Below are 13,446 nucleotides of genomic sequence, written 5' to 3'. Positions count from 1 at the left end.
TCCAACACAATTATGATAAATTAATATTATTTTATTCGTGGATAAGGATAACCAAATGGTTGTTTACGATAATCCAGTTTATCAGCCTCAGCCAGTTCCTTTTCACGCATGTAGTTTATCAGTTTTTTGCTAATTTTATAACGGTCATCAAGCTCAGATAGTACCCAAGTCGTAAAAAGTCCAACAGCTAACGCCACAACAGCGACACCTAAAGCAAAAGCTCCTGCTCCCAAAGCAATAGTAGCACCAACAACAACCCCAAGGCCAACCAAAGCTCCAACAGCAGTTTTTGCTACATCCATCGTAATATTCCCAAAAAAATCATAAATATCATTCTCATCTCTAAATAAAAGCTCCGCTGATCTATACAGAGCTGAAACAATAATAACTCTTCTAGATACTGTAGCTATTCCCTCTCGCATTGCTTGTGTTCCTATGCCGATATCTATCACCTTCCAATGATCTGCCCTATATTTTGTAGCGGTTAAAAACCTTCTGACTCCAGCATGTCCCGTAAGCTTGACCATTCTATTTCCATATCGATTGACATATTCAGTTACTCTTACGCCAAAATTACTACTTAATTCATTTGCTAATCGCATAAAAGCATAACTATCCAATACATTACCTGCATACGTTGTTACAGTATCTGCAACTGAAAATAGACTATCTTTCCATGATGAATTCGGATTACTTCCACAAGAATATTTTACAGCATCAACCAAATCACTATGAGTTAACACGACATAATATTCTTCATCATCACACATTTTTTTCACAACGTCAGATAACGCATTGGAATATTTTCTTTCAATTTCAGAAAAGTTTTTCCTTCTATAATCTTTCGTATAAGATAGTGGTTTTATTGTTCCATTATCAACCACCATAAATTGATCAATAAACGCTTCTTCAAAATCCCTTCTACTCATTCCAATATCTCCATAAAAAATAGATAATTTAATGTGTTAATTATTTTGATTCTAATGTTAAAATTCGACCATCAGAAGTACGCATATTTACTCCATCGATTTTTGATGATGGCATAAGCTGAAAGCAAAATCTCATCATTACAGCCAACTTATCTTCTAACCTTATGGGATTATTAGCGAGAAATTCACTTATTCTTTCAATTAATTCATCTTTATTATCCATACGAAATACCTATTCATATCAAAAACACCAAAAAAGAACATTTTTATATAAAAAATATTTAAATTAATCAAATGACAATAACATCTTAAAATTAAAAATAACCTATTTATAAAGAATGAATGTAAATTAACAGAATTTTATTTACTCCAATCAAAAATCATGAATCATATAAAACACTCTTAACCTCTAAAAAACTAGTAACAAGCTAAGCGCAGATAAGATTAAACAGCTCCGCACTTAACCATTAATAAAAAGTTTTAAAAAACAGTTACATACTAGGCCCATAGCTGCGACCAGGGCGCGAGCATACTTTTTTAAAGTCTCTTGAATGAAGGCGAATGACATGATCTAATCAGCTTTATTTTCCTCTTCATGACTCACCTATGACTCTCATTGAACATTTATCCGTTGTGAAAGAAACCCGCTCTGATATCAATCGCCAGTATGATTTGGTTGATGTTATTTTCCTCGTTGTCAGTGCCATTATGGCAGGAGCCGAGGGGTGGCAAGACATTGAGACTTATGGCCGGGCTAAAATTAAGTGGTTGAGAGAATACCGCGCCTTTCCTCACGGGATCCCCCGCCGACATACGATTGCGAGAATACTCCGGGCTATCGAGCTGGATCCGTTACTGGAAGCGTTGCTGAACTGGGTCAATGAACAGCGTGAGCTGGACGGAAAACCGATCATTGCCTTTGACGGAAAAGTCCTGAGACGGGCTTACCGGAATGAAAAGAAAAATGCGGTCCAGCTGGTCACTGCCTATGATACCGAACGGGGATTGGTATTGAGCCAGAAAGCCACGACCACCAAAAAGGGTGAAATCCGTGTCGTTTGTCCAGGTAAAGAAAAATCAGCCTAAGCTATGGGCGGCTATCCAGTCACAATTTCAGGCGGTGTTTGATGCGGGTAAAGAAAAGATTGTCACCGAAGTTAAGCAAGAAGCGCATGGACGTAAGGAAGAACGCTATGTTTTCCAGCTTAAACCTCAATTTTCCCCCGAAATGGCAGAAAAATGGCCGACAATTCGCAGTATCATTGCGGTTGAACGGCATCGGTCAGAAAAGGGTAAAGGCACGGTAGATACGTCCTACTATATTAGCTCGCTTTCTCCCCGGCACAAATTATTAGGACACTACATTCGCCAGCATTGGCGGATTGAAAATAGCCAACATTATATTCTTGATGTGGTTTTTAAAGAAGATGATCCACGTATTGTACTGGACGGCGCCATTGAAAATTTGGCGTTATTCCGGCGCATCGTGTTGAATATGGTCAAACAATGTGACTGTGGTGCTCCCAGCCAAAGAAATAAACTTAAAAAAGCAGGCTGGAGTGATGATTATCGTGCACAAGTGTTCTTTGGATAGATATTAACCAAAGTATGCTCGCGCCCTGACGTTATCCCAACATCAGAAACTAACATGATTTATTTATGGTTTCTGATGTTGGGGCTGATTCAATCATTGATAATCTAATTTTAGTCATGCTTTCAATAATGAGATATTGTGATAAACACTCCTTTTTGTTATTGGTGAATGATGGCTGGGTTCAAGTAATAAGTGTAAAATGGACGGAATAAAAAACCGTGATGTTTCCAGTTATATAAACGAAATAATTAGTGTCCTAAGAAGAAGAGGGAATTACAATGTATATAAAAATTATTTTTTTATTTTAACTCTATTGTCTTTTAATGTTTTTGCTTCTGAATGGTCTAGTGAATTTAGGTGTTTTACTTCTGATAATAAAAAACCAATAAATGTAAAGCTGGTTAATGTTTATTCAGGAAAAGATAATGTCAGTCTTAGCTATGTTAAGTATGAGAAGTCTCCTGTTTCTATACCGATTTTTCTCGTTAAAGATGAATCTGAAATATTAAGTGAGGATCGACCATATGTGAATACGACGGTATGGAATGAGATAGTTAAAGGAGAAATAAATGGAGCCTATACTGTTATTTCACAGGGGGCAAGGGTATATGGTTTAACATATATAAATAAAAAAGGAAAACAATTCGATTTTGAAGAGAATACGGATGCCTATGACGTAGAAAAAAAAGACTGTATTTGGAACTAACTCATGTAAATGAAATTTCAAAATTGTAGGACACTTCCTTACTCCCCACACTGCGGGGAGTAAGGAAGCTCGGAATTTCAGTGTGTCACTATTATGAAAATTTATTTACGGGGTCACGATTTAATTACCGTAAGTAACTCTTTTGGTATGTTACTATCCCCAGTCTATTAATATCGAAAAATATTGTCTCAGCTAATAAGGAAGAAACCTTGATTTTGCAGTTTGGCTGCAATGGAAAAAATTATTTTTTATGTGGCTATTTTTTGTTTAATCTTGAGTGGGATACTTTGGATTACGTCATGATTTTTATTGCCAAGCTCCAATATAGAATAAAAAATCACTTGCTAATAAGGAATTTAATTTGAAAATTCAAGTAAAAAAAGAACATATCATCTTTATTTCCTTCATCACCGTTTTCTTGGCCCAGCTAGGTATTTCGATGTATTTACCTGCACTGCCATTGATTGTTGACACGTTATCTAGCCAGCAACAGGATATTGCCTTGTCTTTCCCGGCATTTTTAATTGGTATGGCCGCATTGATGCTGATTTGGGGAAGTTTGAGTGAAAAGTATGGTAGAAAAACGGTGATTTTAATTGCCATACTCTTTTATTCACTGTGCAGTTTCTGTATACCAATGGTCAGTAACGCGGAAATGTTCATTTTCCTCCGTTTCCTGCAAGGCGCTGGGGCGGGAGGAATGACAGTTCTGTCTCGTGTATTAATCAAAGATAATTTTAGCGGTGATCAGTTAACAAAAAGTCTGGCATGGCTTTCGATTTCGTTTGTTATTTCCGTAGGAATCGGGCAATTTCTTGGGGCAGCCGTAACAAAATTTTTGGGCTGGCAGGCTATCTTTTTCAGTCTGGCTATTGCTACGCTGGTATTGTCTCTATTTTTTTCTTATATCACGTTGCCTAACGTTCAGTCAGCACCTTCTTCCCTTTCTTCTAAACTCAATTACGTCAAAGTCGTGCGATGTCGTCGGTTTCTCTTGCCTGCGCTGGCGGGAGGATTGGGATATGGTGTCGTCGTTACATTCAATACCAATGCGCCATTTATTTTTCAAACTGCTTTGCAATGGAGTGCTTATGAATATGGTTTATTGGGATGGCCGATTACCATTGCCTATTTTTTGGGTGCCTTGATAGTTGGTCGCTATGTTGTCAAAAAAGGTCGTCAGTTAATCATTTTTATTGGCTTGGGAATATTGTTGTTCGGCTGTTCTGCGATGTTATTGGGGGGAATATTTTATCTTGCATGGCTGCTTTGGCTGCCGTATTGCATTGCCCTTGTCGGAGTGGCGATTATCTACCCTATCAGTATGTCGGTTGCTATTGAGAAATCCCCTGTTGGCGGGGCTTATCCGGTTGCGTTGTGTGGTTTTATTCATCAAGTGATGGCGGCTATGATTGGCGCTATTGCCAGTACATTGCCGAGTCACTACCCCTGGATGACCGTCGTCTTAATACTTTGCCTGGCTGTAGGGGGGCTAACCTGCGCTATTTACTCTGATTTGGTAAAAAATAGAATTGATTGAGTCGTCATTTGTTCAAAGAAAATTGTTTAAAGAAAAGCTGCCCGTTTAATCAAATGCATAAAGCGGGCAATCCTCTATTTTTCACGGTGTTATTTTTTCACCGCAAGCTGATACGCCTTAGTGTCACATTTCTGGGTTTCCGGGCACTGCTTGCAGCCACCGCTGAGGCAGGAGGAAGTATCCACTTCCTCCAGTTTACCCATTGTGACAAGCTGCTTGAGCATCGCCTCTACCATTGGCAGCGGCGCTGAAAACTGATGGCTTAATGACTGTGCATCAGTGCGCCCTTTGAGGGCAACGGTATTTCTGATGTTCAGCAGGCTAATCAATTTATGGCTCCTACTAATGACAGTTGTCGTTTGAACATTCGCAGTGACGGTCAGCGGTACTATTGAACGTGACGGTCACTCTGCTGCGTGCGCGGCGTAAGCCGATAAAGACCAGTACGTTAAACAGGATCACGGCCAAAATGGTGATCAGGCTGCTTGCCGGGTGAGCAGAAAATGTGGTGGCCTGATAAAACAGTGCGGCCAGTGAATAGGCGACGTTCAATCCCCACAGGATGGAGAACAGCATCCAGCCACGGCTGGTTTCGCGTGCAATGGCTCCCATAACGGAAACACAGGGCACGTATAGCAGCACGAAGATGAGGTAGCTGTAAGCGGAAATGGCAGAGCCAAATTTGGCGCTCATGGTTCCCATCGAACCCCGATCCATATTGCCATCACCTTTGCTGGCCTCTATCGGGTTGGAAAGTGCACTCAAGGTAAAGGTTTCTTTCAGGCTGTCCCAAGTTTCTCCAAGCGAATCTTTTAATTGAGCCAGTAAATTGAATTCATCAGGATTGAATGGCTCTTGGGTGATGTTTTCTGCGGTGTACAGGGTATTCAGCGTCCCGACAACCACCTCTTTTGCCATTGCTCCGGTAATCAGCCCGACCGTGGCCTGCCAGTTATCGGCATGCACTCCGATAGGCTGTAATACAGGCGTGAGCACTTTACTGACGGAAGCCAGGGCTGACTGGTTAATGTTATCCACGGCTTTACCTGAGAAGGAGAAGCTATTCAGGGCACCGATAAACATACTGGCGGCGACAATGACTTTCCCCGCACGGATCACAAAACCTTTCAGTCGTTGCCAGGTCTGGAGCAGCAGGGTTTTGGTGTGTGGAACATGGTAGACCGGCAGTTCCATCACAAAGGGCGAGGCTTCACCCCGCATTATCGTGTATTTGAGCAGCAGGCCCGTGAGGATGGCGATGGCAATCCCCAAGAGATACAGGGAGAAAACGATGCTTGCCCCATTTTTGCCAAAGAAAGCCGCCGCAAAGACCGCAAAGATCGCCAGCCTTGCCCCGCAGGACATAAACGGCGCCATCATGATGGTGATCAGGCGCTCACGGGGGGCATCCAGTGTTCTTGACCCCATCACGGCAGGCACATTACAGCCAAATCCCACAATCAAGGGGACGAAAGATTTACCCGGCAATCCCATGGACTGCATCAACCGATCCATAACAAATGCGGCTCGCGCCATGTAGCCTGAATCTTCAAGGAAGGAAAGGAACAGGTACATCATGCCAATTTGGGGAACCAGCGGCAGTACCGTGTTGATGCCCCCGCCAATGCCTTGGGCAAGGAATACCGTCAACCAATTTGGAAAGTGGAGGGTATGACCCAGCCACTGCATCCCATCAATGAAAATGGCCGCCGAAGCGCCTTCGAAGATGGGTTGTAAGGCACCACCAATATTGATGGCCAGCACAAACATCAGGTACATGACAAACAGGAAGACAGGCACACCCAACCAGCGGTTCAGGATAACGGTATCCAGTATCTGGGTCAGTTTGTTCGGTATGGCTGATCGGGTATCAATGACGGTCAGGCAAAGTTCACTAATCGCTTGGTAACGGGCGCCGGCAATGATCAGGTCGGGTTCTTCAATTTGCTGTTGTTGCAGGCGTGCCTTGCTTTCAGCCAACTGCCCCTGCGTCAGGCCGGAAATATCACGGCTGTAAATATCACCTTCCAGCACTTGCAAAGTGAGCCAGCGACGCTGTTGTGGGTTGAATGTCCCGGTCATCTGGCTGGAAAGGTGCCTGACTTCCTGCAATAGGGCATCAGGGTATTCAATTTGCACCGTCTCCGATTTTTTCGGCCAATTTTTAGGGTAATGGTCGATGGCTTTTTTCAGTGCATCGATTCCGGTGGCGCGGGTAGAAACCAGCGGGATCACCGGACAGCCAAGGCGTTGTTCCAGTGCTGCAATATCAATATTGATACGTTGATTTTGGGCAATATCCAGCATGTTCAGCGCAATGATGCAGGGAATACCCAGTTCAATCAATTGCAGTGAGAGATAAAGATTACGCTCCAGATTCGAGGCATCGACGACATTGATCAACATATCGGCTTCACCACTGAGGATGTAGTGGCAAGCAATTTGCTCATCAATGGAGGTCTGTTCAGAAATGGTCGTCAGGGAATACGTGCCGGGAAGATCGACCAGATCGACCTGATGGTCATGGGTGGTAAAATGGCCCGTCTTGCGTTCTACCGTGACGCCAGCCCAGTTTCCCACCCGTTGTCGGGAACCGGTAAGCTGGTTAAAAAGCGTCGTTTTGCCGGCATTGGGATTACCGATCAAACCTAGGGTTAATTGTTTCATCATACTTTCTGCCAAATTAGGAGGCGACTTCTTACTCTAGTTGTACTTTCGTATAGTTGTACTTTCGTAAAAATAGCTTGGGGTAAAAATATTGGGGTGATGATTGTTCTGAACCACATCTACTCAGCGTTTTGTTAGTTCAAATCTTCATGCAATATAAGAAAGGCCAGATCTTGCTTACGAAGAGTCAGGTTGACCCGGCGTGTTTCGATTTGTATTGGATCGCCTAATGGCGCGAAGCGAATGACCTCAAATGTTGAACCCGGCAACATACCGAGGGACAATAATTTCTGGCGATAAGCGGGGCTAATCTCTGGAGAAAATCCCAGAATTTTATATCTATGTTCTGGAATAAGAACCATATAACTCTCCATTCGAAGTGAAAAAATAAGTGATTATAAGAATTATTATCCTCAATAAAGGGGAATTCACAAGAAAAAAGTGCGGTAATTTCTCTGAATTTTGATTGTGAATGATAATAATACGTAAATGCGATACGGATTATTTACACGGGTTAATGCGGGAACAATTTGATATTAATCAAATTAATGATGATTTTATTGAAAAATAAATGGCTGGCAGGGTTGTTTAATATTCTGAAAAATTTCTTTATTAATAAGCTCTGTCAATAAACAGGGTTGATTGGTTTTTATTTCTTTATTCATTTCATCAATAATGGGGGTGACGTATAAATATCTTTTTACCGGGAAATAATATCCTTTTACCGAAAAAAATAATGTCTTTTCAGCGAGAAGCGGCAAGGGAATTTATTTTCCATTGAACCTGAACTGGCGCAATTACGCCAGTTCAGGGGATTATTTTACGTCAATTATCGTTTTTATTAATTAACGTTTTTTACCGAATGCAGCGGCCAAGGCATCACTCATGGCGCTGTTGGTGACAGGTGCAGACCCTGAACGCGAAGCGGGGCGGTTTCTGCCATTGCCGTTGCGATGATTGCGGCTCTGGTCATTGCGCTCCTGACGGTTGCCACTTTGGGACCCCCGGCGTGCCTGTGTTTCACCAGGTTGTTCATCAAGACGCATGGTCAGTGCAATACGTTTGCGGTTCAGGTCAACATCCATCACTTTCACTTTGACAATATCGCCGGTTTTCACCACCGTATGGGGATTTTCCACGAAACGATCGGACAGGGAAGAGATATGCACCAAACCATCCTGATGGACACCGATGTCCACGAATGCACCGAAATTGGTCACATTGGTCACGGTGCCTTCCAGAATCATGCCGGTTTGCAGGTCATTCATGGTTTCAACGCCATCGGCAAATGTGGCTGTCTTGAATTCAGGGCGGGGATCGCGGCCCGGTTTTTCCAACTCTTTCAGAATATCGGTGACAGTCGGGATACCAAATTTTTCCGTCGTGAAATCCTGTGCGCTCAAGTTGCGCAGGCTGGCAGGGTTGCCCATCAGTTCAGGCAGGGATTGCCCGGTTGTGGTCAGGATCTTCTCAACCACCGGATAGGTTTCCGGGTGAACCGTTGACGCATCCAGTGGGTTGTCGCCTTGGTTGATGCGCAGGAAGCCCGCACATTGCAGGAAGGCTTTCGGCCCCAGACGGCTGACTTTCAAAAGTTGGTTACGGTTGCCGAAACGACCGTTTTCGTCGCGCCAGTTAACGATATTTTGGGCCACGGAACGGCTCAGTCCGGCAACACGTGTCAGCAAAGCGACGGAAGCGGTGTTCAGGTCAACGCCGACGCCGTTTACACAGTCTTCAACCACGTTGTCCAGTTTTTTGGCAAGCTGGGTCTGGCTGACATCATGTTGGTACTGACCCACACCAATGGATTTGGGTTCGATTTTCACCAGCTCTGCCAGCGGATCTTGCAGACGACGGGCGATGGAGACCGCGCCACGCAGGGAAACATCCAAATCAGGGAATTCTTGTGCCGCCAGTTCAGAGGCAGAATAGACTGAGGCGCCTGCTTCGCTGACCACCACTTTCTGGGCGGTCACGTCAGGATACTGTTTTTGGACGTTGGCAAAGAAACGCTCTGTTTCACGGGATGCTGTCCCATTGCCAATGGCGACCAGTTCGACCTGATGCCGGGTGCACAGGGCTGCGACAGCCGCTGCCGCTTTGTTTTCCTGCCCGGTGTGGGGATAAATGGTATCGGTGGCGATAAGTTTACCGGTGGCGTCAACCACGGCGACTTTTACCCCGGTACGCAAGCCCGGGTCCAGACCCATCGTTGCGCGCATCCCCGCCGGTGCCGCCATCAGCAGGTCATGCAGGTTACGGGCGAAGACGTTGATGGCTTCGTCTTCGGCTTTCTCGCGCAGCGTGCCCATCAGTTCAGTTTCCAGATGCAGCAACACTTTGATGCGCCATGTCCAGCTCACCACGGCTTTGCGCCAACGGTCTGCCGGTGCGTTGTTCAGGCGCAGATTAAGGTGATCGGTAATAATTTGCTCGCAATAGCTCTCTTTCGGCGCTTCCTCAAATTGAGGGTCGGCATTCAGAGACAATTGCAGGATACCTTCATTGCGTCCACGGTACATGGCGAGGGCGCGGTGAGAGGGCACTGTGGCGATAGCTTCGTGATGATCGAAATAATCACTGAATTTAGCGCCTTCTTCCTCTTTGCCTTCGGTCACTTTGGCGACCAGATGGGCATTTTTCCACAGATATTCACGCACTTTCGCCAGCAGGGTGGCATCTTCGGCGAAACGCTCCATCAGGATATAACGCGCGCCATCCAGTGCCGCCTTAGCATCCGCGACGCCTTTGTCGGCATCAACGTAGGCCACCGCCGCCGATTCAGGCTCTTGCTGCGGATCTTGCCACAGCAGATCGGCCAGAGGCTCTAATCCGGCTTCAATGGCAATCTGCCCACGGGTACGGCGTTTAGGCTTATAAGGCAGGTACAGGTCTTCCAGTTCGGTTTTGCTCTGCGTGGCATTAATGGCTTCAGCAAGCTCAACGGTTAACTTTCCCTGCTCCTCAATAGATTTCAGAATAGTCTGACGACGGCTGGACAGTTCGCGCAGATAACCGAGGCGGTTTTCGAGCTGGCGGAGCTGCGTATCATCCAGGCCACCGGTGGCCTCCTTACGGTAACGGGCGATGAAAGGAACCGTATTCCCTTCATCAAGCAGAGTAATGGCAGCTAGGACTTGCTGTGGCTGAGCCTGTAGCTCACCGGCAATGATTCGACTTAAAGATTCATTCATGGTCTGTTTTCTTCAACTTTCTTAGCGCCTGTAGATATCATTGGATATCATCAGGCAGAGCCGGATCGGATCAAATTTCATCTGAAACAATATCGGCATGGTTCAAATGGCTCCATTTATACGTGCTGAGCGCGATAATTTCCAGTTTAGCGCGTTATTTAGGTCATGTTGCGACAGAATTCATCGAATATCTTCTGGGTTGAGATATAGTACTCCGCCATTAATCATCTTTTCTCAAGTGAGTTTTTTCATGGCCAAGAGTAACTACATCACCAGAGAAGGTTGGCACGCGCTTGATCAGGAACTGAAATATCTCTGGAAAGTTGAACGACCTAACGTCACTCAGGCTGTTTCAGATGCGGCTGCATTGGGGGATCGTTCGGAGAACGCAGAGTACATTTATGGTAAAAAAAGGTTAAGGGAAATTGACCGTCGAGTGCGGTTCTTGTCCAAGCGTCTGGATGTGCTGCAAATTGTCGACCCAGACCCACGACAAGAAGGAAGAGTCTTTTTCGGGGCATGGGTGAAAGTCGAAAACGAAAATGAAGAAGAACATATTTTTCGGCTGGTGGGGTCGGATGAATTTGACCCGGCCAAGAAGTGGATTTCCATTGACTCTCCAGTGGCAAGGGCGTTGCTTGGCAAGCAGACGGATGATGAGGTGACCGTCATGACGCCCAATGGCATTGCGACATACTGGATACTGAAAATCAGCTACCAGCCTTTGGCGTAAATCACACTTTTAGCATAAATCGCACTGACTCGGTGAGGCAAAGAGGAGAACAGGGAGAGAAAACCTAACCATAAGCAATTATTGTCAATGTCATTAATGGCCTTAAAATACATGCAATTAGTTTCTATACCCAATGGACTTCAAAATGCAGCCAAAAAAGCAGCAGTTAGAAAGACGACGAGTATATCTATTTATGGGTTTTCTGTGAGAGTCATGGATATTGCGGGCATGGAGCATCTTGGGAGCTGAAACATGCAAGAGAGTTATAAGATCCTTGTTGTTGATGATGATATGCGCTTAAGAGTGTTATTGGAGCGTTATTTATCTGAGCAGGGATTTCAAGTTCGTAGCGCAGCAAATGCAGAACAGATGGATCGATTGTTGACCAGAGAGTCTATTCAGTTGATTGTTTTGGATTTGATGTTACCGGGCGAAGATGGATTATCTGTCTGCCGAAGATTGAGAAGCCAGAATAATCCGATTCCGATCATCATGGTTTCCGCAAAAGGGGAAGAGGTTGATCGCATTGTTGGCCTTGAAATCGGCGCTGATGACTATCTCGCCAAGCCTTTTAACCCTCGTGAATTGCTGGCACGTATGCGCGCTGTCCTGCGCCGCCAGACCAATGAATTGCCGGGAGCACCGACAGCGGATGATGCGATCATTAAGTTTGGAAAATTTAAACTTGATCTCGGAACACGTGAAATGTTCCATCAGGATGAATTGTTGCCTTTGACCAGCGGAGAATTTTCCGTACTGAAAGTCCTGGTTTCCCATCCTCGTGAGCCATTATCACGGGATAAACTGATGAGTCTGGCGCGTGGACGGGAATATGGCGCAATGGAGCGCTCCATTGATGTACAAATTTCCCGTCTGCGTCGATTGATTGAAGAAGAGCCGGCTCATCCCCGCTATATCCAGACGGTTTGGGGATTGGGATACGTTTTTGTGCCTGATGGAAGCAAGGTATGAAAAGGTTTTGGCTTTCGCTGCTCGCCTTATTTCCCCCTATTTTGTCTTTGTCGCTGGGCTGCCTGCTGGTCAGTTATCTGGTCGCCCGGTTGCTGGCTACGTTGGAAAAACTCTCATTCAGCGAGGTGTTTCCTTATATCCTTACCGGCGTTTTTACGGCGGCATTGTCAGTCTTTGTGGTGTTCTGGCGATATCTCCATATCCAGAAACAATCACTCAAAGCCATGCAACAAGCCGCTGTGGAGATGGGAAAAGGGAAAAGGAGGGTTGCGCCATTGCCGGAAAAGGGAGCGCCCGCCCTACGTTCGCTGATTAAAGCCTTTAATCAGGCATCAACGGAGCTGAAATCACAGGAAAGTGTGCGGGCGGTATTGATAGCCGGCGTGAGTCATGACTTGCGCGCCCCTCTGACCCGTATTCGGCTGGCGATGGAAATGTTGGAGGGGAAAGAGGATTTTCTGACGAAATCCATCCATCGGGACATTGAAGAATGCAATGCCATTATTGATCAGTTCATTGATTATCAGCGGTCGGGACAAGATGTACCGATGGTATGCTGTGAATTGAATGCGCTGCTTGCAGCCGTTATCGAAAAAACGGGCATCGAAAAAAAACCGCCTTGCGCGGCAGATATCGAAAATAACTTATCTTCCCAGCCGATTTTTATCCAGGCCAATCCACTTTCCATTCAGCGCGTGCTGGTCAATATGTTGACGAATGCCCAACGTTATGGTGATGGATGGATCCGAATCAGCAGTGGTTCAACAGAAAAATTTGGCTGGTTTCAGGTGGAGGATAACGGTAAAGGTATGACGCAAGAAGAAACCGCCACCTTATTTCAGCCTTTCATGCAGGGGGAGCAGGTTCGTCATCAGCGCAATCATGGCGGTGTGGGTCTGGGGCTGGCTATTATTCACCGCATCATTGATCTGCACGGAGGATATATCGACGTGGGAGGTACAGAGGGAAACAATGAAAAACAGGGGCTATCCATTCGTGCCTACGTTCCGTTAAATAAAAAGTCCTTTGAATAAAATGCTCCTTGAATAAAAAGCCCTTGAATAAAAAGCAATTATCTTCTGAAAACGGCCTGTCATAAAAATGTCAT

11 protein-coding genes and 1 pseudogene are annotated in these 13,446 nt (G+C 45.1%); 6 read left to right on the top strand and 6 right to left on the bottom strand.

What is annotated here, in order from left to right:
- Window positions 1–26: 26 nt before the first annotated feature.
- Complete coding sequence (locus Xbed_RS06575) at window positions 27–929, bottom strand: hypothetical protein (RefSeq protein WP_086112117.1); 903 nt, start codon at window positions 927–929, stop codon at window positions 27–29.
- A gap of 40 nt (window positions 930–969) precedes the next feature.
- Window positions 970–1,152 (bottom strand): hypothetical protein, encoded by a 183-nt coding sequence (locus tag Xbed_RS06570; RefSeq protein ID WP_086112116.1) that lies wholly within the window; start codon window positions 1,150–1,152, stop codon window positions 970–972.
- A 383-nt stretch (window positions 1,153–1,535) separates the two neighbouring features.
- Between Xbed_RS06570 and Xbed_RS06565 the strand changes: the two are divergent.
- The 3 genes and pseudogenes from Xbed_RS06565 (at window position 1,536) to Xbed_RS06555 (ending at window position 4,769) form a co-directional block, all read left to right on the top strand.
- Window positions 1,536–2,523: pseudogene (locus Xbed_RS06565) on the top strand (ISAs1 family transposase).
- 199 nt (window positions 2,524–2,722) lie between these two features.
- Window positions 2,723–3,229: a hypothetical protein gene (locus Xbed_RS06560; protein WP_086112115.1), complete on the top strand. Its 507-nt coding sequence runs from the start codon at window positions 2,723–2,725 to the stop codon at window positions 3,227–3,229.
- 361 nt (window positions 3,230–3,590) lie between these two features.
- Window positions 3,591–4,769, top strand: coding sequence for an MFS transporter (locus Xbed_RS06555; RefSeq protein ID WP_208612204.1), 1,179 nt, complete (start codon window positions 3,591–3,593; stop codon window positions 4,767–4,769).
- A gap of 89 nt (window positions 4,770–4,858) precedes the next feature.
- On the opposite strand, the gene Xbed_RS06550 is transcribed toward Xbed_RS06555, so the two are convergent.
- The 4 genes from Xbed_RS06550 to Xbed_RS06530 all read right to left on the bottom strand — a co-directional run bounded on the left by Xbed_RS06550 (window position 4,859) and on the right by Xbed_RS06530 (window position 10,633).
- Window positions 4,859–5,098, bottom strand: a complete 240-nt coding sequence (locus Xbed_RS06550; protein ID WP_086112114.1) for a FeoC-like transcriptional regulator — start codon at window positions 5,096–5,098, stop codon at window positions 4,859–4,861.
- A gap of 13 nt (window positions 5,099–5,111) precedes the next feature.
- Window positions 5,112–7,436, bottom strand: coding sequence for a Fe(2+) transporter permease subunit FeoB (feoB, locus tag Xbed_RS06545; RefSeq protein ID WP_086112209.1), 2,325 nt, complete (start codon window positions 7,434–7,436; stop codon window positions 5,112–5,114).
- A 134-nt stretch (window positions 7,437–7,570) separates the two neighbouring features.
- Window positions 7,571–7,798, bottom strand: a complete 228-nt coding sequence (gene feoA / locus Xbed_RS06540; protein WP_086112113.1) for a ferrous iron transporter A — start codon at window positions 7,796–7,798, stop codon at window positions 7,571–7,573.
- A 483-nt stretch (window positions 7,799–8,281) separates the two neighbouring features.
- Entirely contained in the window at window positions 8,282–10,633 is a 2,352-nt protein-coding gene (locus Xbed_RS06530) for a Tex family protein (protein WP_086112111.1), read from the bottom strand.
- 250 nt (window positions 10,634–10,883) lie between these two features.
- Between Xbed_RS06530 and greB the strand changes: the two genes are divergently transcribed.
- The 3 genes from greB (at window position 10,884) to Xbed_RS06515 (ending at window position 13,372) form a co-directional block, all read left to right on the top strand.
- Window positions 10,884–11,366 carry a transcription elongation factor GreB gene (greB, locus tag Xbed_RS06525; protein WP_086112110.1) on the top strand — a complete coding sequence of 161 codons (483 nt, stop codon included), beginning with the start codon at window positions 10,884–10,886 and terminating at the stop codon, window positions 11,364–11,366.
- A 252-nt stretch (window positions 11,367–11,618) separates the two neighbouring features.
- Window positions 11,619–12,338: an osmolarity response regulator transcription factor OmpR gene (gene ompR, locus Xbed_RS06520; protein ID WP_086112109.1), complete on the top strand. Its 720-nt coding sequence runs from the start codon at window positions 11,619–11,621 to the stop codon at window positions 12,336–12,338.
- Window positions 12,335–13,372: an ATP-binding protein gene (locus Xbed_RS06515; RefSeq protein ID WP_086112108.1), complete on the top strand. Its 1,038-nt coding sequence runs from the start codon at window positions 12,335–12,337 to the stop codon at window positions 13,370–13,372. The genes ompR and Xbed_RS06515 overlap by 4 nt, the downstream gene beginning before the upstream one ends.
- The last annotated feature ends 74 nt before the right edge of the window (window positions 13,373–13,446 follow it).

The sequence above is a fragment of the Xenorhabdus beddingii genome (genome assembly GCF_002127545.1).
Classification (GTDB): Bacteria; Pseudomonadota; Gammaproteobacteria; order Enterobacterales; family Enterobacteriaceae; genus Xenorhabdus; species Xenorhabdus beddingii.
This window is presented reverse-complemented; position numbering and strand designations above follow the sequence as displayed.

Excerpts from the sequence above, each read along its gene's own strand:
- Xbed_RS06530 (WP_086112111.1), bottom strand. The coding sequence starts at position 10,633 with ATGAATGAATCTTTAAGTCGAATCATTGCCGGTGAGCTACAGGCTCAG.
- feoA (WP_086112113.1), bottom strand. The coding sequence starts at position 7,798 with ATGGTTCTTATTCCAGAACATAGATATAAAATTCTGGGATTTTCTCCA.
- greB (WP_086112110.1), top strand. The coding sequence starts at position 10,884 with ATGGCCAAGAGTAACTACATCACCAGAGAAGGTTGGCACGCGCTTGAT.
- Xbed_RS06560 (WP_086112115.1), top strand. The coding sequence starts at position 2,723 with ATGGACGGAATAAAAAACCGTGATGTTTCCAGTTATATAAACGAAATA.
- ompR (WP_086112109.1), top strand. The coding sequence starts at position 11,619 with ATGCAAGAGAGTTATAAGATCCTTGTTGTTGATGATGATATGCGCTTA.
- Xbed_RS06515 (WP_086112108.1), top strand. The coding sequence starts at position 12,335 with ATGAAAAGGTTTTGGCTTTCGCTGCTCGCCTTATTTCCCCCTATTTTG.
- Xbed_RS06570 (WP_086112116.1), bottom strand. The coding sequence starts at position 1,152 with ATGGATAATAAAGATGAATTAATTGAAAGAATAAGTGAATTTCTCGCT.
- feoB (WP_086112209.1), bottom strand. The coding sequence starts at position 7,436 with ATGAAACAATTAACCCTAGGTTTGATCGGTAATCCCAATGCCGGCAAA.
- Xbed_RS06575 (WP_086112117.1), bottom strand. The coding sequence starts at position 929 with ATGAGTAGAAGGGATTTTGAAGAAGCGTTTATTGATCAATTTATGGTG.